This is a genomic window from Streptomyces gobitricini, assembly GCF_039532985.1.
GTDB classification, from domain to species: Bacteria; Actinomycetota; Actinomycetes; order Streptomycetales; family Streptomycetaceae; genus Streptomyces; species Streptomyces gobitricini.
The window spans coordinates 70836-90779 of sequence record NZ_BAAASR010000052.1 but is presented as its reverse complement, the minus strand read 5'-3'; the positions used below and the strand labels follow the sequence as shown (position 1 = coordinate 90779).

The following is a 19944-nucleotide window of genomic DNA, read 5'->3' as shown; positions in this document are numbered from 1 at the left end:
ATGGGGTTCAGGAACCCGGCCGTGCCATGGCCTGGACGAAGGCCCGCTCGACGTCCGCGGTGGACAGCACGCCGTAGATCTCGCCGGACTCCTCGACCACCAGGTACTCGGTGGCCGGCGTCGCGCGCAGCTTGTCCAGGAGCGCCTCGCCGGCGAGGTCGGCGGGGACCCTCATGCCCTCGGTGAGTTCCTGGGCGAGGCCGCTGACCGCGACCCAGGGGCGGCGGTGCTGGGGGACGCCCACGATGGCCGTCTCCCGGACGAGGGCCGTGGGCTCGCCCTGTCCGTCGACGACGACGAGGGCACGGGCGCCGGCCTCGTTGGCGCGGCGGAGTGCCTCGGAGAGGGGGGTGCCGGGCTCGACGGGGACGGCGCGCCGGGTGAGGGTGCGGGCTCGCAGGTCGGGGAGGTGCTCGCGCAGCCGCGCCATGCGGAGGCTGTTGCCGGCGCCGGTCCAGATGATGGCGGCCAGGATGGCGGCGAGGAGCGCGTCGGTGACCGTCTCCAGGCCGCTGATGTCCCGGGTGTCGTTGCCGAGGGCGCCGGTGTGGGTGAGCAGTGGCAGGCCGATCAGGACGGTGACGGCGAGGGCACGGCCGACCCAGGCGGCGGCCACGGTGCCGCTCATGGGCCTGCCGGTGATCTTCCAGACGACCGCTCGGAGCATGCGGCCGCCGTCGAGCGGGAGGCCGGGCAGCAGGTTGAAGGCGGCGACGATGAGGTTGGAGATCATCAGGCCGGTGAGCAGGACGCCGGTGACGGTGCCGGGTTCGGCGGCGTACATCGCGCCGTAGAAGACACCGGCCAGGAGCAGCGAGAGCAGGGGGCCGACGAAGGCGAGGACGAACTCGCGGCCGGGGGTCTCGCACTCCTTCTCGATCTCGGAGACGCCACCGAAGAACTGGAGCTGGATGCGGCGCACCGGCAGTTTGAAGCGGAGCGCGGCGACGGTGTGGGCCAGTTCGTGCACGAGCACCGAGGCGTAGAAGGCGACCGCGAAGAACAGGGAGACCAGATAGCGCGCGTTGCCGAGTTCGGGCAGGACCCGCTCGATCTGGCCGCCGAAGACCCAGGTGATGAGGGCCGCGACCAGGAACCAGCTGGGGGCGACGTACACGGGCACTCCGAAGACACGGCCCATCAGGATGCCGCCGCCTCCCTGTGGCCGCTGCGGCTTTCCGCTGTCGGGAGCGGCGGCTCCGGCCGGGCCTGACCTGGGGCGGGAGCGCTCGCCGCTCTCGTCGTCCTTGTTCACAGGTTCCCTTCGGTGTGAAGCGTCACACGACGATCATGCAGTGTGGGAGGGTCTGCCGTCGATGGTATGCCGCTCGGTGTCAGTGGCGGGCCGTAGGGTTTGGAACCATGACCACGAGCCCGTCCAGCTCTCCGAGCCCGTCCGCCGCCCCGAGCCCGTCCACCGGTCCCGGTGCCGGGGAGGCCGGGGGGCCCCGGCCGCCCGCGTCGCTCTCGCCGTCGCGGGCGAGCGACTTCATGCAGTGTCCGCTGCTGTACCGGTTCCGGGTGATCGACAAACTGCCGGAGAAGCCGAGCGCGGCGGCGACCCGCGGCACGCTGGTGCACGCCGTGCTGGAGCGGCTCTTCGACGATCCGGCGGTGGAGCGGACGGTTCCGCGGGCCAGGGCGATGGTGCCGGGGCAGTGGACGCGGCTGCTGGAGTCGCGCCCGGAGCTCGGCCAGCTGTTCGAGGGGGACGCGGACGGCGAGCTGCTGGCGCGCTGGCTGGCCGAGGCGGAGCAGCTGGTCGAGCGGTGGTTCGCGCTGGAGGACCCCACCCGGCTGGAGCCGGCGGAGCGGGAGCTGTTCGTGGAGACCGAGCTGGAGTCGGGGCTGCGGCTGCGGGGGGTGATCGACCGGGTCGACGTGGCGCCCACGGGCGAGGTCCGGATCGTCGACTACAAGACGGGCAAGGCTCCGCGCCCGGAGTACAGCGAGGGCGCGCTGTTCCAGATGAAGTTCTACGCCCTGGTGGTCTGGCGGCTGAGGGGCGTGGTGCCGCGCCGGCTCCAGCTGGTGTACCTCGGCAGCGGTGACGTGCTGACGTACGACCCGGTGGAGGCGGATCTGCTGAGGGTGGAGCGCAAGCTCCAGGCGCTCTGGGACGCGATCGCGCATGCCACCGAGACGGGTGACTGGCGGCCGCGGCCGACGAAGCTGTGCGGGTGGTGCGACCACCAGTCGGTCTGCCCCGAGTTCGGCGGCACTCCTCCGGTCTACCCGCTGCCGGTCGTTCCGGCGCCGCGGGCGGACGAGAGCTAGCCGCCGTCCGGCCGGCGGCGGCGCGGACCGGCGGAGCGGGCGGTTCCGGGCCGGCACGGGAGCCGGCCTCGGGACCGGCGGAGCCGGGGTGGGCCGGCCAGGGCAGAATGGGCCCGGTCAGCTGAGCCTTGGAGGAGTACTTGTGGCTATCCGCGTCCTACTGGTCGACGACCAGCCGCTGCTGCGCACCGGCTTCCGGATGATTCTGGAGGCGGAGCAGGACATCGCGGTCGTCGGTGAGGCCGGGGACGGCCTCCAGGCTCTCGACCAGGTGCGGGCGCTCCAGCCCGATGTGGTGCTGATGGACATCCGGATGCCCCGCATGGACGGTGTGGAGGCGACCCGCCAGATCACCGGGCCGGGACGGGACGGGCCGGCGAAGGTGCTGGTGCTGACGACGTTCGACCTGGACGAGTACGTGGTGGAGGCGCTGCGCGCCGGGGCCAGTGGTTTCCTGCTGAAGGACGCGCCGGCCAATGAGCTGGTGCAGGCGATCCGCGTGGTGGCGGCGGGCGAGGCGATGCTCGCGCCGAGCATCACGCGCCGGCTGCTCGACAAGTACGCGGACCACCTCCCCTCCGGCGAGGAGCCGGTGCCGGACGCGCTGAACACGCTGACCGACCGTGAGGTCGAGGTGCTGAAGCTGGTGGCGCGCGGGCTGTCGAACGCCGAGATCGCCGCCGACCTGTTCGTCAGCGAGACGACGGTCAAGACGCATGTGGGGCACGTACTGACCAAGCTGGGCCTGCGCGACCGGGTGCAGGCCGCGGTGTACGCGTACGAGAGCGGTCTGGTGCGTCCCGGCGCCCAGTGAGCCGATACCCCCGCGCCGCGCGGAACGCACCACACGGAACGCGGAACACGCCGCGCGGAACGCGGAAGCGGGGTGCCCGACCGGTGTCGGGCACCCCGCTTCGCGTACCGGCTCGTATCAGCCCTTCTTGATCTCCCAGAAGCGGAAGACGGTGGAGGCGTCCAGCGTCCACTCCAGGCCGGTGATGCCGTCCCGGGCGACCGCGTACTGCTTGCCCTGCCACAGCGGCAGGATCGGCAGGTCCTTGGCGACCAGGTCCTGGAGCTTGCCGAAGTCCTCCTCGGCCGCGGCCCGGTCGGCGGTCGCGGCGGTGCGCGGGACCAGCGTGCCGGTGATCTTGCTGTTCTCGTAGTTGTTCTGGAGGACGTTGTCCTCACCGAAGAACGGCTGCGTGAAGTTGTCCGGGTCCGGGTAGTCGGGCACCCAGCCCTTCACGTACACGCCGTACTTGCCGGCCTTGATGTCCTTCTCGTACTGGTTGAACTCGACGGACTTGACGGTGGCGTCGAACAGGCCGCTGGCGTTGAGCTGCTTGGCGATCGCCTTGAGCGTGTCGTCGGTCGAGGGGCCGTAACGGCTGGGCGTCGACCAGAGGGTGAGCTTCACCTTGCCGTCGACGTCGGCGGAGCGCAGCGCCTGCTCGGCCTTCGCGCGCTGCGGCTGGTCGCCGTACTCGTTGACGAAGGCGGTGTTGTGGCCGATGATCCCCGCCGGGATGATCGAGTACAGCGGGGTGGCGGTCGACCGGTGGACGTCGTTGACCAGCGTGTCACGGTTGACGAGGTACGCGATGGCCTTGCGCACGCCGAGCTTGCCGACGACCGGGTCGTCGACGTTGAACACCAGGTGCTGCACCTCGGCGCTGGTGCCCTCGATGACCTCCACCTCGCGCTCCGACGTCGTGCCGGAGGCCTCGATCTCCGCGATGTCGGCCGCGCCGAGGCCACGGTAGGCGACGTCGATCTCGCCCTTCTTCAGGGCCGCGCCGAGCGCCTTGCGGTCGCCGTGGAAGAACTTCAGCGTGACGCCGGCGTTCTTCACCTTGACCGTGCCCCGGTAGTCGGGGTTGGGCGAGAAGACGGCCTCGCCCTCCTTGAACGAGTCGAGCCTGTACGGACCGGAGCCGACCGCCTTCTTGTCGGTGCGCAGCTCGCCGTCCTTGTACTCCCGGTGGTCGACGATGGACCCGGCACCCGAAGCGATCTTGCTCGGGAAGGTGGCGTCGGGGACCTTCAGGGTGAAGACGACGGTCTTCTCGTCCGGCGTGTCGATCTTGTCGATGGTCCCCAGCAGAGGCGCGGGGCCCGCCGGGTCGTTGATCTTCAGCGCCCGCTCGAAGGAGAACTTGACGTCCTCGGAGGTGAGGGGGTTGCCGTTGCTGAACTTCAGCCCGTCGCGCAGCGTGCAACGGTAGACCTTGCTGCCGCCCTGGTCGAAGCCGCACTTGTCGGCCGCCTCCGGCTGGGGCACCGAGGCGCCCTTGGGGAAGCTGAGCAGGGACTGGAAGACGTTGTTGAACAGCAGCCACGAGCCCGGGTCGTAACCGGCGGCGGGGTCCGTCGCCAGGACTTCGTCGGACATACCGACGATCACCGAGCCGCCGGAGCCACCGGCGCCGCCACCCTCGTCCTCACCGCAGCCGCTCAGCAGGGCGGCCGCGAGCCCCGCCGCCAGCGGGGCCGTCAGCCACTTGTTGTGTGCCTTCACAGGAACCTTGCCTCTGGATCTCATCGCCGGCCGAGCCCGTGTGCGCGGCCGGGTACAGCAGGGTCAGGCGATACCTCGGGCGAGCTCCCAGAGCTGCAGATCCGAGGAGGTGTTCAGCGACCACTCCACACCGGTCAGGTCGTCGCGCGCGGCGACGTACTGCTTGCCCTGCCAGAGCGGCAGCACAGGAACGTCGGTGGCGACGATGTCCTGGATCTGCGCGAAGGCGGACGAGGCGGCGTTGCGGTCGGCCGCGCGGCGCGACTCGGGGAGGAGCCGGGTGCGGGTGGCGCTGTTGACGTAGGGGGTGTTGAGGAAGTTGTCCGCGTCGAGGAACGGCGCGATGTAGTTGTCCGGGTCCGGGAAGTCGGGGAACCAGCCGAGGCCGTAGACGGCGTACTCGCCGCGCTTCTGGGCGGGGCGGAACTCGGACCACTTGGTCCCTTCGACGGTGACGTCGAAGAGCTTGGTGGCGTTGAGCTGGTCGCGCAGCGCCTTGAACTCCTGGGCGGTGCCCGCGCCGTAGTGGTCGCTGGTGTAGTGCAGCGTCAGCTTCACCGGGGTGGTGATGCCGGCGTCGCGGAGGATGCCGGCGGCCTTCTTGCCGCTCGGCTCGCCGTACTTGTTGAAGAAGGAGTTGGTGTGCGCGGTGATGCTGGAGGGGATCAGCGAGTACAGCGGGGTCGCGGTCGACCCGTACACCTTGCCGGCGAGCTGGTTGCGGTCGACGACCGCGGCCATGGCCTGGCGTACCGCCTTGTCGCTGACGGACGGGGCGTCGGTGTTGAAGCCGAGATAGCGGATCTCCAGGCCGGGCACTTCGGTGATCTCGATGCCGGGCTTGGGGTTCTCGTTGAGCTCCCGGACCTGATCGGGCGACATGGTCCTGGTCATCATGGATATGTCGCCGGATTCGAGGGCCTTGCCCATCGCGTCCGCGTCACCGAAGGAGCGCAGCTCGACCCGGTCGTTGCGGAGCTTGATGTCGCCCTTGTAGCGGGTGTTCCTGGAGAAGACGACCTTGGTGACCCGGTCGCCGCTGACCTCGGCCTTCATCGTGTACGGGCCGGAGCCGTCGACCTGGAAGCCGTCGCGGAGCTTCCCGGCCTCGTACTTCTCGCTGCTCAGGATGCCGGCGACGGGTGTGGAGAGCTTGTACGGGAAGGTGGCGTCGGGGCTCTTCAGATGGAAGACGACCTGGCCGTCGCCCTTGGTCTCGATCGTGTCGATGTTCGACAGCAGGCCGGCCGCGCCGTTGTCCGAGTTGATGGCGAGCGCCCGCTCGATGGAGAACTTCACGTCCTTGGAGGTGATGGGCGTGCCGTCGGCGAAGGTCAGGCCGTCGCGGAGGGTGCAGCGGTAGCGCTCGCTGGACCGGTCGGTGAAGCCGCACTGGGAGGCCGCCTCCGGCACCGGGGCGCCGCCGCCGCGCGGAACGTGCATCAGGGTCTGCACGGTCTGCCGCAGTACGTTCCAGACGCCGGTGTCGTACGCGAAGGCCGGGTCGAAGGGGGCGGAGGCGTCCTGGGTGGCGGCGAACTGGTCCGTGGTACCGACGACGATGGCATCGCCGCCGGAGCCGCCGTCCGACCCGCCACAGGCGACGAGCACGGGGGCGAGCAGGCCGAGTACGGCCGGCAGCACCAAGGTCTTGCGGTTCATTCTGGACGTTCTCCTCATCCGGCACTGGGTACAGCGGCGTAGGGACACTCCGCCGCGTCCACCCGGTCGGGGCGGAGCGATCGGGCCGGGATACAGAGCGATCGATCCTGTGTTCCCGGAGGCTCGGTGGGCCGGGCGGGACACGCGGAAACTGCGGCGAAGTTCTCGGCAAGAGATTAGTGGGCGCCGCCAGGCGCGCGGGAACGGGACCGAGTTGAGGCCGCGCCGGACAGTGATCAGTAATGCGCGCGGGTCGATCTCTATGCGCTGGAAGGATTCGTGCACCTCTCCATGAATCAGGACACATGGACGGGCCCGAAGCGTCGCCTTCCGGGCATGCGGGTTTTTCCGGCCATGCGCCGCACGCCACGCTGGGTGACCAAGGTCACTCCTCCACCCTCTGGCGGTGGTGACGGAGAACGCATGGTCCGGCGCCCCGGGGTCACGCGCCGTCCCACGGCGCATCCCGGGCACCCGTTCAGTTCATTCGCGCGATCAGCGTCCGCAGGAAGCGCAGGTCCACTTCTTCCAGTGATCCCACGACCACCCGGCCGGCGGCGGGCGCGATGGGCGCGACGGACGGCACGGCGACCACGCGGCAGCCCGCCGCCTCGGCGGCCGCGACACCGGTCGCGGTGTCCTCGATGACGGCGCATCTGCCCGGCTCGGCGCCCACGCCTCGGGCGGCCAGGAGGTACGGATCGGGGTGCGGCTTCGTGCGGGTCACCTCGTCGCCCGCCACGGTGAGGGTGAAACGGTCCCGGCCGAGCGCGTGCAGGACCCGGTCGATGATCCGCCGGTGCGAGGCGGAGACCAGTGCGGTGGGCACGTTGTGCGCGGCGAGCTCGCCGAGGAGCCGCTCGGCACCCGGCATCAGCGGGACACCGCGCCCGATGCGCTGCTCGAACCGCTCGTTGAGCAGCACGGTGAGCTCGGCGAGGGTGATGTCGGCGCCGGTGGCCTCGATCAGGTAACCCGCGCTGCGGGTCATCGGCCCGCCGACGACCACGTCCCGCCACGAGTCGTCGAGGGTGTGGCCCAGCTCACCGAAGACCTCGACCTCCGCGTCCCACCAGAACCCCTCGGTGTCGACGAGCGTTCCGTCCATGTCGAGGAAGACGGCCTGCAGGGCGGAACCCTCGGCCATGCGGGTCAAGGACGCGGGGACCGTACTGGTCATCGGCACACCTCCATGGAGGGACGAGAAGGCCGACCGCTCTCCCCGGTGGGAAGTCCCGGTGGGAACCTTCGGCGGGGACCCCGCCGGGGCGCCACCGGACCCGCTGGGAGAGCGACCGGCCTGCACTGGACCGACCAGTGTACGTCGCGTCGCCCGTCAGCGCGCGTTGAAGTACTTGGCCTCCGGGTGGTGGATGACGATGGCGTCGGTGGACTGCTCCGGGTGGAGCTGGAACTCCTCCGAGAGGCGGACGCCGATCCGCTCCGGCCGGAGCAGCTCCGCGATCTTCGCTCGGTCCTCCAGGTCGGGGCAGGCGCCGTAGCCGAGCGAGAACCGCGCGCCGCGGTACTTCAGAGCGAACATGTCCTCCACGTCGGCCGGGTCCTCCCCCGCGAAGCCGAGTTCCGCGCGCACGCGCGCGTGCCAGTACTCGGCGAGCGCTTCCGCCAACTGGACCGACAGGCCGTGCAGTTCCAGGTAGTCGCGGTAGGAGTCGGCGGCGAACAGCTCGGCGGTGGCCTCGCCGATGCGCGATCCGACGGTGACGACCTGGAGGCCGACGACATCGATCTCGCCCGATTCCTCCGGGCGGAAGAAGTCGGCCAGGCACAGGCGGCGGCCGCGGCGCTGGCGCGGGAAGGTGAAGCGGGTGCGTTCGTTGCCGCTCTCGTCGAGGAGGATCAGGTCGTCGCCCTTGGACACGCACGGGAAGTAGCCGTGGACGACCGCCGCCTCCAGCATGTTCTTCGTGTGCAGCTGGTCCAGCCAGCCGCGCAGCCGGGGCCGGCCCTCGGTCTCGACGAGCTCCTCGTACGTGGGCCCCTCTCCGGTCCGGGCCTGCTTCAGGCCCCACTGGCCCTTGAAGAGGGCGCCCTCGTCCAGCCAGGACGCGTACTCCTTGAGCTGGATGCCCTTGACGACCCGGGTGCCCCAGAACGGCGGCTCGGGTACGGGGTTGTCGGTGGCCACGTCGGAGCGGACGCCGCTCTCGGGCGCCGGCTCGTCGACCACGGCGCCGGCGGCCGGGCGCACGCGCCGCTGCTTGAGCTCGGGCAGGGCCGCGCCGGGGACACCGCGCTTGACGGCGATCAGGGCGTCCATGAGGCGCAGGCCCTCGAAGGCGTCGCGGGCGTAGCGGACTTCGCCCTGGTAGATCTCGTGGAGGTCCTGCTCGACGTAGGCGCGGGTGAGGGCGGCGCCGCCGAGGATGACGGGGTACTTCGCCGCCAGGCCCCGCTGGTTGAGCTCCTCCAGGTTCTCCTTCATGATCACGGTCGACTTGACCAGGAGACCCGACATGCCGATGACGTCGGCCCGGTGCTCGTCCGCGGCTTCGAGGATGGCCGAGACAGGCTGCTTGATGCCGAGGTTGACGACGTTGTAACCGTTGTTGGAGAGGATGATGTCGACGAGGTTCTTGCCGATGTCGTGGACGTCGCCGCGCACGGTGGCCAGGACGATGGTGCCCTTGCCGTCGTCGTCCGTCTTCTCCATGTGCGGCTCCAGGTAGGCCACCGCGGTCTTCATCACCTCGGCGGACTGGAGCACGAACGGCAGCTGCATCTGGCCGGAGCCGAACAGCTCGCCGACGACCTTCATCCCCTCCAGCAGGGTGTCGTTGACGATGTCCAGGGCCGGGCGAGCGGTCAGCGCCTCGTCCAGGTCGGCCTCCAGGCCGTTCTTCTCGCCGTCGATGATGCGCCGCTTGAGACGCTCCTCCAGCGGCAGCGCGGCCAGTTCCTCGGCCCGGCCCGCCTTCAGCGACGTGGTGTTGACGCCCTCGAACAGCTCCATCAGCTTCTGCAGCGGGTCGTAGCCCTCGGCGCGCCGGTCGTAGATGAGGTCGAGGGCGGTGGCGACCTGCTCCTCGTCGAAGCGGGCGATCGGCAGGATCTTGCTCGCGTGCACGATCGCCGAATCCAGGCCCGCCTTCACGCACTCGTCGAGGAAGACGGAGTTCAGCAGGATCCGGGCAGCGGGGTTCAGGCCGAAGGAGATGTTGGACAGACCCAGCGTCGTCTGCACGTCCGGGTGTCGCCGCTTCAGCTCGCGGATCGCCTCGATGGTGGCGATCCCGTCCTTGCGGGACTCCTCCTGGCCGGTGCAGATGGTGAAGGTCAGGGTGTCGATGAGGATGTCCTCCTCACGGATGCCCCAGTTGCCGGTCAGGTCGGCGATCAACCGCTCGGCGATCGCGACCTTGGCCTCCGGCGTGCGGGCCTGGCCCTCCTCGTCGATGGTCAGCGCGATCAGCGCCGCACCGTGCTCCTTGGCCAGCGTCGTGACCTTGGCGAACCGGGACTCGGGTCCGTCGCCGTCCTCGTAGTTGACCGAGTTGATCACCGCACGGCCGCCGAGCTTCTCCAGTCCCGCCCGGATGACCTCCACCTCGGTGGAGTCCAGCACGATGGGCAGGGTGGAGGCGGTGGCGAACCGGCCGGCCAGCTCCTCCATGTCGGCCACACCGTCCCGGCCGACGTAGTCCACGCACAGGTCCAGCATGTGGGCGCCCTCGCGGATCTGGTCCCGCGCCATCTCCACGCAGTCGTCCCAGCGCCCCTCCAGCATCGCCTCACGGAACTTCTTCGAACCGTTGGCGTTGGTCCGCTCACCGATCGCCATGTAGGCGGTGTCCTGACGGAACGGCACGGTCTGGTACAGCGAGGCGGCGCCCGGCTCCGGACGCGGCTCCCGCTCCGCGGGGACCAGGCCCCGGACGCGCTCGACGACCTGGCGCAGGTGTTCCGGCGTCGTACCACAGCAGCCACCGACCAGTGACAGCCCGTAGTCGCGGACGAACGCCTCCTGCGCGTCCGCCAGCTCGGGCGCCGTCAGCGGGTAGTGCGCCCCGTCCTTGCCCAGGACCGGCAGGCCGGCGTTGGGCATGCAGGAGAGCGGGACGCGGGAGTGGCGGGACAGGTAGCGCAGGTGCTCGCTCATCTCGGCGGGGCCGGTGGCGCAGTTCAGGCCGATCATGTCGATGCCCAGCGGCTCCAGCGCGGTGAGCGCGGCGCCGATCTCGGAGCCGAGGAGCATGGTGCCGGTGGTCTCGACGGTGACGGAGCAGACCAGGGGCAGGTCGAGGCCGGCGATCTCCATGGCCCGCCGGGCGCCGAGGATCGCGGCCTTGGTCTGGAGGAGGTCCTGGGTGGTCTCGACGAGGAGGGCGTCGGCGCCGCCGGCGATCAGTCCCTCGGCGTTCTGCTGGTACGCGGCGCGGATGGTCGCGTACGAGACGTGGCCGAGGGTGGGCAGCTTGGTGCCGGGGCCCATGGAGCCGAGCACCCAGCGCTGCCGGCCGTCGCCGGCGGTGAACCGGTCGGCGGCCTCGCGGGCGATGCGGGCGCCCGCTTCGGACAGCTCCAGGATGCGGTCGGAGATGTCGTACTCGCCGAGGGCGGAGAAGTTCGCGTTGAACGTGTTGGTGCCGACGCAGTCGACACCGGCGGAGAAGTACTCCTCGTGGACCGTACGGACGATGTCGGGCCGGGAGATGTTGAGGATCTCGTTGCAGCCCTCGAGGCCCTCGAAGTCCTCGAGGGTGGGGTCCTGCGCCTGGAGCATCGTGCCCATGGCTCCGTCGGACACGACCACGCGGGTGGCGAGCGCCTCGCGCAGGGCGGCGGCTCGGGTCCTGCTGTCAGCGGAAGGGGTCGGCGACGAGGCCATGGATGAGCTCCCAGGGATGCGACGGCTGTCGGCTTTGCGCCTTCGGGGGAAGGCGCACCGGGCCAGAGTAACCGCGTACCCGCCGGGGTGGACATCTTGTTCCAGGTGGTGGGACGGCATGCTGAGGCGGCGTCGTCCGTCCGGGTGGGTCCCCCGGGGTTCGCCTCGATGTGGCTGAAGGTCGACAACGACCGATAGTGTTCAGCATTGTCGAACCGCGGGAGAAAGGCCGGGCGATGCCGAAGAACATCCAGTCGCTGGAACGAGCGGCAGCGATGCTGCGACTGCTCGCCGGCGGCGAGCGCCGACTCGGGCTGTCGGACATCGCGTCGTCGCTGGACCTGGCCAAGGGTACGGCGCACGGCATTCTGCGCACCCTCCAGGCGGAGGGCTTCGTCGAGCAGGACCCCGCCTCCGGCCGCTACCAGCTCGGCGCGGAGCTGCTGCGCCTCGGCAACAGCTACCTCGACGTCCACGAGCTGCGCGCCCGCGCCCTGGTGTGGACGGACGACCTGGCCCGCTCCAGCGGCGAGAGCGTCCACCTGGGGGTGCTGCACCAGCACGGCGTACTCGTCGTCCACCACGTCTTCCGGCCCGACGACAGCCGTCAGGTCCTGGAGGTCGGGGCCATGCAGCCGCTGCACTCCACGGCGCTGGGCAAAGTGCTGTCCGCCTATGACCCGGTGGCGCACACCGAGGCCCTGGAGGTCGGGCGCAAGGCGTTCACGCCGCGCACCGTCACGGACCTGGAGGACTTCGAGGCCGTGCTCGACATGACCCGCGCCCGCGGCTGGGCGGCGGACGTGGAGGAGACCTGGGAGGGCGTCGCCTCGGTGGCCGCGCCCATCCACGACCGGCGCCGGATGCCCGTGGGTGCGGTCGCCATCACGGGCGCCGTGGAGCGGGTCTGCGACGGCGGCGAGCTGCGCCAGGAGCTGGTCGCGGCGGTGCGGGACTGCGCCCGCGCGGTCTCCCGCGATCTGGGCGCCAGTCGCTTCTGAACCTCGGGCGCACCGGTCCATAACGAACGAGTTTCGGCCAACAGAACTCTTGACGCCACGTTTACCAGGGGGCAAAACTGCCGTTCATCGGTCGGCATTGTCGAACACCTACCGGCAATACGCGTTAGAGTGTGACAACGCCAGGAGGCCGGTTAACGCCCCCACCTGAGGGCGCGGACCACCGGAGGGACCCGGGGTTCGCCTTCCCCTGGACGAAGGACAAAGGAGTCGCGGGTGTCCAGCTCCGACATCTTCATCGGCGAGATCATTGGTACCGCCGTACTCATCCTGCTCGGCGGTGGCGTGGTCGCCGCCGTCGTACTCAAGCGCTCCAAGGCGCAGAACGCCGGCTGGCTGGCCATCACCTTCGGGTGGGGTTTCGCTGTCCTGACCGCCGTCTACATGGCGGGCTCGCTGTCCGGCGCCCACCTCAACCCCGCCGTCACGGTCGGCATCGCGATCAAGGACGGGGACTGGAAGAACGTCCCGGTCTACTTCGCGGGCCAGCTCCTCGGCGCCATGATCGGCGCGGCGCTGGTGTGGATCGCCTACTACGGGCAGTTCCACGCGCACCTCACCGACCGGGAGATCGTGGGCGAGCCGGTCGACAAGGCCATCGAGGGCCCGCACCACGAGTCGGCGGGCAAGGCCGGCCCCGTGCTCGGTGTCTTCTCCACCGGCCCCGAGATCCGCAACGTCTGGCAGAACCTGGCCACCGAGATCCTCGGCACCCTGGTGCTCGTCCTCGCGGTCCTCACCCAGGGTCTCAACGACTCCGGCAAGGGTCTGGGCGTGGTCGGCGGCCTGATGGTCGCGCTCGTCGTGGTCTCCGTCGGCCTCTCGCTCGGCGGTCCGACCGGCTACGCCATCAACCCGGCCCGTGACCTCGGCCCGCGCATCGTGCACGCCCTGCTCCCGCTGCCGAACAAGGGCGGCTCCGACTGGGGCTACGCCTGGATCCCCGTCGCCGGCCCGCTGATGGGCGGAGCCCTCGCCGCGGGTATCTACAACATCGCGTTCGCCTGAGCCGTCCTTCTCACTCACCTACGGGAGCAACCGTGACCGACGCACACACCGCCGGCCCGTTCATCGCGGCCATCGACCAGGGCACCACCTCCAGCCGCTGCATCGTCTTCGACCGCGACGGGCGCATCGTCTCCGTCGACCAGAAGGAGCACGAGCAGATCTTCCCCAAGCCGGGCTGGGTGGAGCACGACGCCGCCGAGATCTGGGCCAATGTCCGGGAAGTCGTCGCCGGCGCCATCGAGAAGGCCGGTATCACCTCCGCCGACGTCAAGGCGATCGGCATCACCAACCAGCGCGAGACCACGCTGCTGTGGGACAAGAACACCGGTGAGCCCGTCCACAACGCCATCGTCTGGCAGGACACCCGCACCGACTCCCTGTGCCGGGAGCTCGGCCGCAACGTCGGCCAGGACCGCTTCCGCCGCGAGACCGGCCTGCCGCTCGCGTCGTACTTCGCCGGCCCGAAGATCCGCTGGATGCTCGACAACGTCGAGGGCCTGCGCGAGCGCGCCGAACGCGGCGACATCCTCTTCGGCACCATGGACTCCTGGGTCATCTGGAACCTCACCGGCGGTGTGGACGGCGGTCGCCACGTCACCGACGTCACCAACGCCTCCCGGACCATGCTGATGAACCTCCACACCATGGAGTGGGACGACAAGATCGCCCACTCCATGGAGGTCCCGACGACGGTCCTGCCGGAGATCCGCTCCTCCGCCGAGGTCTACGGCCACGTCAAGGGCGGCGTCCTCGACGGCGTCCCGGTCGCCTCCGCGCTCGGCGACCAGCAGGCGGCCCTGTTCGGCCAGACCTGCTTCTCCGAGGGTGAGGCGAAGTCGACGTACGGCACGGGCACCTTCCTGCTGCTGAACACCGGCGAGAAGATCATCAACTCCTACTCGGGCCTGATCACCACCGTCGGTTACAAGATCGGCGACCAGGCGCCGGTGTACGCCCTGGAAGGCTCCATCGCCGTCACCGGCTCGCTGGTGCAGTGGATGCGCGACCAGATGGGCCTGATCAACTCCGCCGCCGAGATCGAGACGCTCGCGTCCTCGGTCGACGACAACGGCGGCGCGTACTTCGTACCGGCCTTCTCCGGCCTCTTCGCCCCGTACTGGCGCTCCGACGCCCGCGGTGTGATCGCCGGCCTCACCCGGTACGTCACCAAGGCGCACATCGCGCGCGCCGTGCTCGAGGCCACCGCCTGGCAGACCCGCGAGATCACCGACGCCATGACGAAGGACTCCGGCGTCGAGCTGGCCGCGCTCAAGGTCGACGGCGGCATGACCTCCAACAACCTGCTGATGCAGACCCTCTCGGACTTCGTGGACGCCCCCGTGGTGCGCCCCATGGTCGCCGAGACGACCTGCCTCGGCGCCGCCTACGCCGCCGGCCTGGCCGTCGGCTTCTGGCCCGACACCGACGCGCTGCGCGCCAACTGGCGCAGGGCCGCCGAGTGGACCCCCCGCATGGACGCTGACAAGCGTGACAGCGAGTACAAGAACTGGCTCAAGGCCGTCGAGCGGACCATGGGCTGGATCGAGGACGAGGAGTAAATCGACATGACCACCCTGCAGAGCGTCCCCACCCTCGGGACGCACCCGGCTGCCGGTCGCCTGCCGAGCCGTGCCGAGACGCGGGAGCAGCTCTCCAAGGCCACCTACGACCTCCTGGTGATCGGCGGCGGCATCCTGGGCATCTCCACGGCCTGGCACGCCGCGCAGTCCGGGCTGCGGGTGGCCCTGGTGGACGCCGGCGACTTCGCCGGCGCCACCTCCTCCGCCTCCTCCAAACTGCTCCACGGCGGTCTGCGCTACCTGCAGACCGGCGCGGTGAAGCTGGTCGCGGAGAACCACTTCGAGCGCCGTGCGGTCTCCCGCCAGGTCGCCCCGCACCTGGCGAACCCGCTCACCTTCTACCTGCCGGTCTACAAGGGCGGACCGCACGGCGCCGCCAAGCTCGGCGCGGGCGTCTTCGCGTACTCGGCGCTCTCCGCCTTCGGCGACGGGGTCGGCCACCTCCTGAGCCCCGCCAAGGCCGCCCAGGACGTCCCGGAGCTGCGCACCGACAACCTCAAGGCCGTGGCCGTGTACGGCGACGACCAGATGAACGACGCGCGCATGGCCCTGATGACGGTCCGCGCGGCCGTCGACGCGGGCGCCACCGTCCTCAACCACGCCGAGGTCACCGGACTGCGGTTCACCAGGGGCCGGGTCACCGGTGCCGACCTCCGCGACCGCACCAGCGGCGACGAGTTCGGCGTCGACGCCCGCCTGGTCCTCAACGCCACCGGCCCCTGGGTCGACCACCTGCGCCGGATGGAGGACCCGAACGCGGCCCCCTCCATCCGCCTGTCCAAGGGCGCGCACCTCGTCCTGAAGCGCACCTCCCCCTGGAAGGCCGCGCTCGCCACGCCGATCGACAAGTACCGCATCACCTTCGCCCTCCCCTGGGAGGACATGCTGCTGCTCGGCACGACCGACGAGGAGTACGAGGGCGATCCCGGCGAGGTCGCGGTCAACGAGAAGGACATCGCCCAGATCCTGGACGAGGCCGCGTTCTCCATCCGCGACCAGCAGCTCTCCCGCGACCTGATCACCTACTCGTTCGCCGGTCTGCGGGTGCTGCCGGGCGGGCCCGGCGACACCTCCAAGGCCAAGCGCGAGACGGTGGTGACCGAGGGCCGCGGCGGCATGCTGTCGGTGGCCGGCGGCAAGTGGACGACGTTCCGCCACATCGGCCGTACGGTGATGAACAAGCTGGCGTCCCTGCCCGGCCACCCGCTGGGCGAGGACATGGAGCCGGTCTCCCGGCTCCCCAGGAAGCTGCCGCTGCCCGGCATAGCCAACCCCAACGCGGTGGCCCACCGGCTGCTCGTCGACGGCGGTACGCCCGGCCCGCGCATGGCCGCCGACACCGCCCGCCACCTGGCCACGCACTACGGCTCGCTCTCCTTCGACATCGCGCGCCTGGCCAACGACGACCCGGAGCTCGCCGAGCGCATCCACCCGGACGCCCCGGAGATCTGGGCCCAGGTGGCCTACGCCCGTGACCACGAGTGGGCCGAGACCGCGGACGACGTGCTGCGCCGCCGCACGACCCTGACGATCCGGGGTCTGGCGACGGACGGGATCCGCACCAAGGTCGAGGACATGCTCGGCAAGAAGGCCTGATCGTACGCATCGGGCCAGGACCGTACGGGTCACGAGGGCGGCTCCCGAGGGAGCCGCCCTCGCTGTACGCTCAGACATCGGATGTCTGGAGGGGGAGCCCGGCATGGCCGTGACCGACGAGGCGATCGAGAGGATCAAGGGGATGATCGTCTCGGGCGCGCTGCGTCCGGGTGACCGGCTCCCCAAGGAGAGCGAACTCGCCGCGGAGCTGGGCCTGTCGCGCAGCTCCCTGCGGGAGGCGGTGCGCGCGCTGTCGCTGATCCGCGTCCTCGACGTGCGCCAGGGCGACGGCACCTATGTGACGAGTCTCGATCCCCAACTACTGCTGGAGGCGCTCGGTTTCGCCGTGGACTTCCACCGTGACGACACGGCACTGGAGTTCGTCGCCGTACGCCGGGTCCTGGAACCCGCCGCGACCGCCCTGGCCGCGAGCCGCATCACCGACGCCGGACTGGACGCCCTGACGGGCCGGCTGGAGGCGCTGGGCGAGCAGCCGTCGGTGGAGCAACTGGTCGCCGCCGACCTGGAGTTCCACCGGAGCGTCGCGGGCGCCGCCGGGAACGCGGTGCTGTGCTCGCTGCTGGAGGGTCTGTCGGGGCCGGCGACCCGGGCCCGGATCTGGCGCGGCCTGGTCCTGGAGGACGCGGTCGGCCGGACGCTCGACGAGCACCGGGCGATCCTCGCCGCGCTGCGCGCTCGCGACGCGGAGGCGGCGCGCTCCTGGGCGACGGTCCATGTGGCGGGCGTCGAGCAGTGGCTCCGATCGGCCGCCCGGCCCACCGGGCCGGAGGCGGCGCCCGGACGAATCGGCTGACTTCCCGCCGTGTTTCCCCCGGTCGTCGTGGGTAGTGGCTCCCGGTCGGAACAGCATCCGTCCCTGTACAGAGGCTGCGGGCGAGGCCTCGGAAAGCCGTAAGGTTGGTCCGTACGCACGGAACTTCGGAAGGAGGCCTGGGTGATCGAGCTCGAGGGGGTTCCCGAGCTGATCGACCCGGTCATGGTGGCCGCGTTCGAGGGCTGGAACGACGCCGGCGACGCCGCCTCCACCGCGGTCGCGCACCTGGAACGGGAGTGGAAGGGCGAGGTGTTCGCGGCGCTCGACGCCGAGGACTACTACGACTTCCAGGTCAACCGGCCCACGGTGTACCTGGACGGCGGGGTACGGAAGATCACCTGGCCGACCACCCGGCTCTCGGTGGTCCGGGTGGGCGGTGACAAACCGCGCGACCTGGTACTGGTCCGCGGCATCGAGCCGTCGATGCGCTGGCGCTCGTTCTGCAACGAACTGCTCGGCTTCGCCCATGAACTGGGTGTGGAGATGGTGGTGATCCTGGGCGCGCTGCTCGGCGACACCCCGCACACCCGGCCGGTACCGGTCAGCGGCGTCACGTCCGACCCGGACCTGGCGCGCACCATGGACCTGGAGGAGACCCGGTACGAAGGGCCGACGGGCATCGTCGGCATCCTTCAGGAGGCCTGCACCCACGCGGGCGTGCCGGCGGTGAGCCTGTGGGCGGCGGTGCCGCACTACGTGTCGCAGCCGCCGAACCCCAAGGCGACGCTGGCGCTGCTCAACAGGCTGGAGGACCTCATCGACCTGCGCATCCCGCTGGGTGAGCTGGCCGAGGACGCCCGGGCCTGGCAGGTCGGCGTGGACCAGCTGGCGTCGGAGGACAGCGAGGTGGCGGAGTACGTCCAGACGCTGGAGGAGGCGCGGGACACCGCGGAGCTCCCGGAGGCGTCGGGTGAGGCCATCGCACGCGAGTTCGAGCGGTACCTGCGGCGGCGGGACGGCGGGCCGAGCCACGCCACCGAGACCGGCGACAACCCGTACCTGCGCGACACGTCGAGCGGGCGGACCCGTCCGCCGAAACCGCCGAAGGCCGACGACGCGAGCGCCGGCGGGGACGGGGACGGCGGGGACGGGGACATGCCGAAGCCACCGGGCACCGGGGACACGCCCGACACCCGGAAGCCACCGGGCGCCGAGGGCGCGCCGGACGCCCCAGGAGCCCGGGACTCCGAGGATTCGCCGGGCGCACCGGACGTACCGGACGCCCCGGATTCGTCCGAGGACTGAGCGCGTACGACGGCGGGGCGGCACCTGACGATCAGGTACCGCCCCGCCGTCGTCGGCGGACGCCGCGGGGTTCGCCTACAGCGCCACGCCCAGCAGGGCGTCGGCGATCCGGGACACCAGCCCCGGTGCGGCCTCGTCCGTGCCGCCCTCGGCCCGCTGGCGGGCGGCCCAGCGGTCCACGGCCGCGAGGGCGGCCGGGGCGTCCAGGTCGTCGGCCAGCGCCTCGCGCACCTCGTCGACCAGCGCGTCGGCGGAGGGCCCGTCGGGCCGGGAGACCGCCGCACGCCAGCGGTCCAGCCGCTCCACGGCCTCCTGGAGGACCTCGTCGGTCCACTCCCAGTCGGCGCGGTAGTGGTGGGCCAGCAGCGCGAGCCGGATCGCGGCCGGGTCGACGCCCTGGCGGCGGAGCGCGGAGACGAAGACGAGGTTGCCCTTGGACTTGGACATCTTCTCGCCGTGCAGGGCGACCATCCCGGCGTGCACATAGGCCTTGGCGAACGGGTGCTCGCCGGTCAGCGCCTGGGCGTGGGAGGCGCCCATCTCGTGGTGCGGGAACACCAGGTCGGAGCCACCGCCCTGGATGTCGAAGCCCATGCCGAGGTGGTCCAGGGCGATGGCCACGCACTCGATGTGCCAGCCGGGGCGGCCACGCCCGAGGCTGCGGCCGTCCCAGCTCGGCTCGCCCTCACGGGCGGCCATCCACAGCATCGGGTCGAGCGGGTTCTTCTTACCGGGGCGGTCCGGGTCGCCGCCACGCTCGGCGGACAGGGCGCGCATGACTTCGGCGTCGTAGTGCGAGACCTCGCCGAAGTGCGGATCGGACTCCACGGAGAAGTAGACGTCGCCCTCGAGTTCGTACGCGGCGCCCACGTCCCGGAGCCGCTCCACGAGCGGCACGATGCCGGGTATGGCCTCGACTGCGCCGATGTAGTGCTGGGGCGGGAGCATCCGCAGGGCGGTCATGTCCTCGCGGAAGAGGGCCGTCTCCTTCTCGGCGAGGGCGACCCAGTCGATGTCGTCGCGGACGGCCCGTGCCAGGAGCGGATCGTCCACGTCGGTGACGTTCTGGACGTAGTGGACCTGCCGCTTGGTGTCGAGCCACACGCGCTGAACGAGGTCGAACGCGTTGTAGGTCGCCGCGTGACCGATGTGGGTCGCGTCGTACGGCGTGATGCCGCAGACGTAGATACGGGCGACGGGGCCGGGGTCGAGGGTCACTCGTCCACCGGTCGCGGTGTCGTGGATCCGGAGGTCGCGGCCCTTGCCGGGCAGGGCGGGGACCTCAGAAGCGGGCCAGGCATGCATGTCACGAGCGTAACCGGATGCCTGTTCCGGATACGAACCGGATGCGG

14 protein-coding genes are annotated in these 19944 nt (G+C 70.7%); 8 read left to right on the top strand and 6 right to left on the bottom strand.

Going from position 1 to position 19944, the window contains the following annotated elements; all coding sequences use genetic code 11:
- Nucleotides 1-7: 7 nt before the first annotated feature.
- Complete coding sequence (locus ABD347_RS30210; protein ID WP_344367156.1) at nucleotides 8-1255, bottom strand: site-2 protease family protein; 1248 nt, start codon at nucleotides 1253-1255, stop codon at nucleotides 8-10.
- Between the two features lie 236 nt (nucleotides 1256-1491).
- Here ABD347_RS30210 and ABD347_RS30205 point away from each other — a divergent pair, with 236 nt between their 5' ends.
- Both ABD347_RS30205 and ABD347_RS30200 read left to right on the top strand, forming a co-directional pair.
- Nucleotides 1492-2277 carry a RecB family exonuclease gene (locus ABD347_RS30205; protein WP_344367198.1) on the top strand — a complete coding sequence of 262 codons (786 nt, stop codon included), beginning with the start codon at nucleotides 1492-1494 and terminating at the stop codon, nucleotides 2275-2277.
- 142 nt (nucleotides 2278-2419) lie between these two features.
- Nucleotides 2420-3091 carry a response regulator gene (locus ABD347_RS30200; protein ID WP_064069109.1) on the top strand — a complete coding sequence of 224 codons (672 nt, stop codon included), beginning with the start codon at nucleotides 2420-2422 and terminating at the stop codon, nucleotides 3089-3091.
- Between the two features lie 117 nt (nucleotides 3092-3208).
- On the opposite strand, the gene ABD347_RS30195 is transcribed toward ABD347_RS30200, so the two are convergent.
- From ABD347_RS30195 to metH, 4 genes are all read right to left on the bottom strand, one after another.
- Nucleotides 3209-4798, bottom strand: a complete 1590-nt coding sequence (locus ABD347_RS30195; RefSeq protein ID WP_344367154.1) for an ABC transporter substrate-binding protein — start codon at nucleotides 4796-4798, stop codon at nucleotides 3209-3211.
- A 63-nt stretch (nucleotides 4799-4861) separates the two neighbouring features.
- Nucleotides 4862-6460: an ABC transporter substrate-binding protein gene (locus tag ABD347_RS30190; RefSeq protein ID WP_344367152.1), complete on the bottom strand. Its 1599-nt coding sequence runs from the start codon at nucleotides 6458-6460 to the stop codon at nucleotides 4862-4864.
- Nucleotides 6461-6938: 478 nt separating this feature from the next.
- On the bottom strand, nucleotides 6939-7640 hold the full coding sequence (locus ABD347_RS30185) for an HAD family hydrolase (RefSeq protein WP_344367151.1): 702 nt from the start codon (nucleotides 7638-7640) through the stop codon (nucleotides 6939-6941).
- A gap of 156 nt (nucleotides 7641-7796) precedes the next feature.
- Complete coding sequence (gene metH / locus ABD347_RS30180) at nucleotides 7797-11309, bottom strand: methionine synthase (RefSeq protein ID WP_344367149.1); 3513 nt, start codon at nucleotides 11307-11309, stop codon at nucleotides 7797-7799.
- Between the two features lie 236 nt (nucleotides 11310-11545).
- On the opposite strand from metH, the gene ABD347_RS30175 reads away from it, so the two are divergent.
- The 6 genes from ABD347_RS30175 (at nucleotide 11546) to ABD347_RS30150 (ending at nucleotide 18592) form a co-directional block, all read left to right on the top strand.
- Complete coding sequence (locus ABD347_RS30175; RefSeq protein WP_344367147.1) at nucleotides 11546-12310, top strand: IclR family transcriptional regulator; 765 nt, start codon at nucleotides 11546-11548, stop codon at nucleotides 12308-12310.
- Between the two features lie 234 nt (nucleotides 12311-12544).
- Nucleotides 12545-13336 (top strand): MIP/aquaporin family protein, encoded by a 792-nt coding sequence (locus tag ABD347_RS30170; protein WP_344367146.1) that lies wholly within the window; start codon nucleotides 12545-12547, stop codon nucleotides 13334-13336.
- A 32-nt stretch (nucleotides 13337-13368) separates the two neighbouring features.
- Nucleotides 13369-14895 carry a glycerol kinase GlpK gene (glpK, locus tag ABD347_RS30165; RefSeq protein ID WP_344367144.1) on the top strand — a complete coding sequence of 509 codons (1527 nt, stop codon included), beginning with the start codon at nucleotides 13369-13371 and terminating at the stop codon, nucleotides 14893-14895.
- A 6-nt stretch (nucleotides 14896-14901) separates the two neighbouring features.
- Nucleotides 14902-16512 carry a glycerol-3-phosphate dehydrogenase/oxidase gene (locus ABD347_RS30160; RefSeq protein WP_344367142.1) on the top strand — a complete coding sequence of 537 codons (1611 nt, stop codon included), beginning with the start codon at nucleotides 14902-14904 and terminating at the stop codon, nucleotides 16510-16512.
- Nucleotides 16513-16615: 103 nt separating this feature from the next.
- Nucleotides 16616-17326, top strand: coding sequence for a FadR/GntR family transcriptional regulator (locus tag ABD347_RS30155; RefSeq protein WP_344367141.1), 711 nt, complete (start codon nucleotides 16616-16618; stop codon nucleotides 17324-17326).
- Nucleotides 17327-17467: 141 nt separating this feature from the next.
- Nucleotides 17468-18592 carry a PAC2 family protein gene (locus ABD347_RS30150; RefSeq protein ID WP_344367139.1) on the top strand — a complete coding sequence of 375 codons (1125 nt, stop codon included), beginning with the start codon at nucleotides 17468-17470 and terminating at the stop codon, nucleotides 18590-18592.
- A gap of 75 nt (nucleotides 18593-18667) precedes the next feature.
- Here ABD347_RS30150 and mshC read toward each other — a convergent pair whose 3' ends face one another.
- Complete coding sequence (gene mshC, locus ABD347_RS30145; RefSeq protein ID WP_344367138.1) at nucleotides 18668-19897, bottom strand: cysteine--1-D-myo-inosityl 2-amino-2-deoxy-alpha-D-glucopyranoside ligase; 1230 nt, start codon at nucleotides 19895-19897, stop codon at nucleotides 18668-18670.
- Nucleotides 19898-19944: the final 47 nt, after the last annotated feature.

What these genes read in the sequence shown, in the direction of transcription:
- ABD347_RS30205 (WP_344367198.1), top strand. Translation starts at nt 1,492, where the DNA reads ATGCAGTGTCCGCTGCTGTACCGGTTCCGGGTGATCGACAAACTGCCG.
- ABD347_RS30190 (WP_344367152.1), bottom strand. Translation starts at nt 6,460, where the DNA reads ATGAACCGCAAGACCTTGGTGCTGCCGGCCGTACTCGGCCTGCTCGCC.
- ABD347_RS30185 (WP_344367151.1), bottom strand. Translation starts at nt 7,640, where the DNA reads ATGACCAGTACGGTCCCCGCGTCCTTGACCCGCATGGCCGAGGGTTCC.
- metH (WP_344367149.1), bottom strand. Translation starts at nt 11,309, where the DNA reads ATGGCCTCGTCGCCGACCCCTTCCGCTGACAGCAGGACCCGAGCCGCC.
- ABD347_RS30175 (WP_344367147.1), top strand. Translation starts at nt 11,546, where the DNA reads ATGCCGAAGAACATCCAGTCGCTGGAACGAGCGGCAGCGATGCTGCGA.
- ABD347_RS30160 (WP_344367142.1), top strand. Translation starts at nt 14,902, where the DNA reads ATGACCACCCTGCAGAGCGTCCCCACCCTCGGGACGCACCCGGCTGCC.
- ABD347_RS30155 (WP_344367141.1), top strand. Translation starts at nt 16,616, where the DNA reads ATGGCCGTGACCGACGAGGCGATCGAGAGGATCAAGGGGATGATCGTC.
- mshC (WP_344367138.1), bottom strand. Translation starts at nt 19,897, where the DNA reads ATGCATGCCTGGCCCGCTTCTGAGGTCCCCGCCCTGCCCGGCAAGGGC.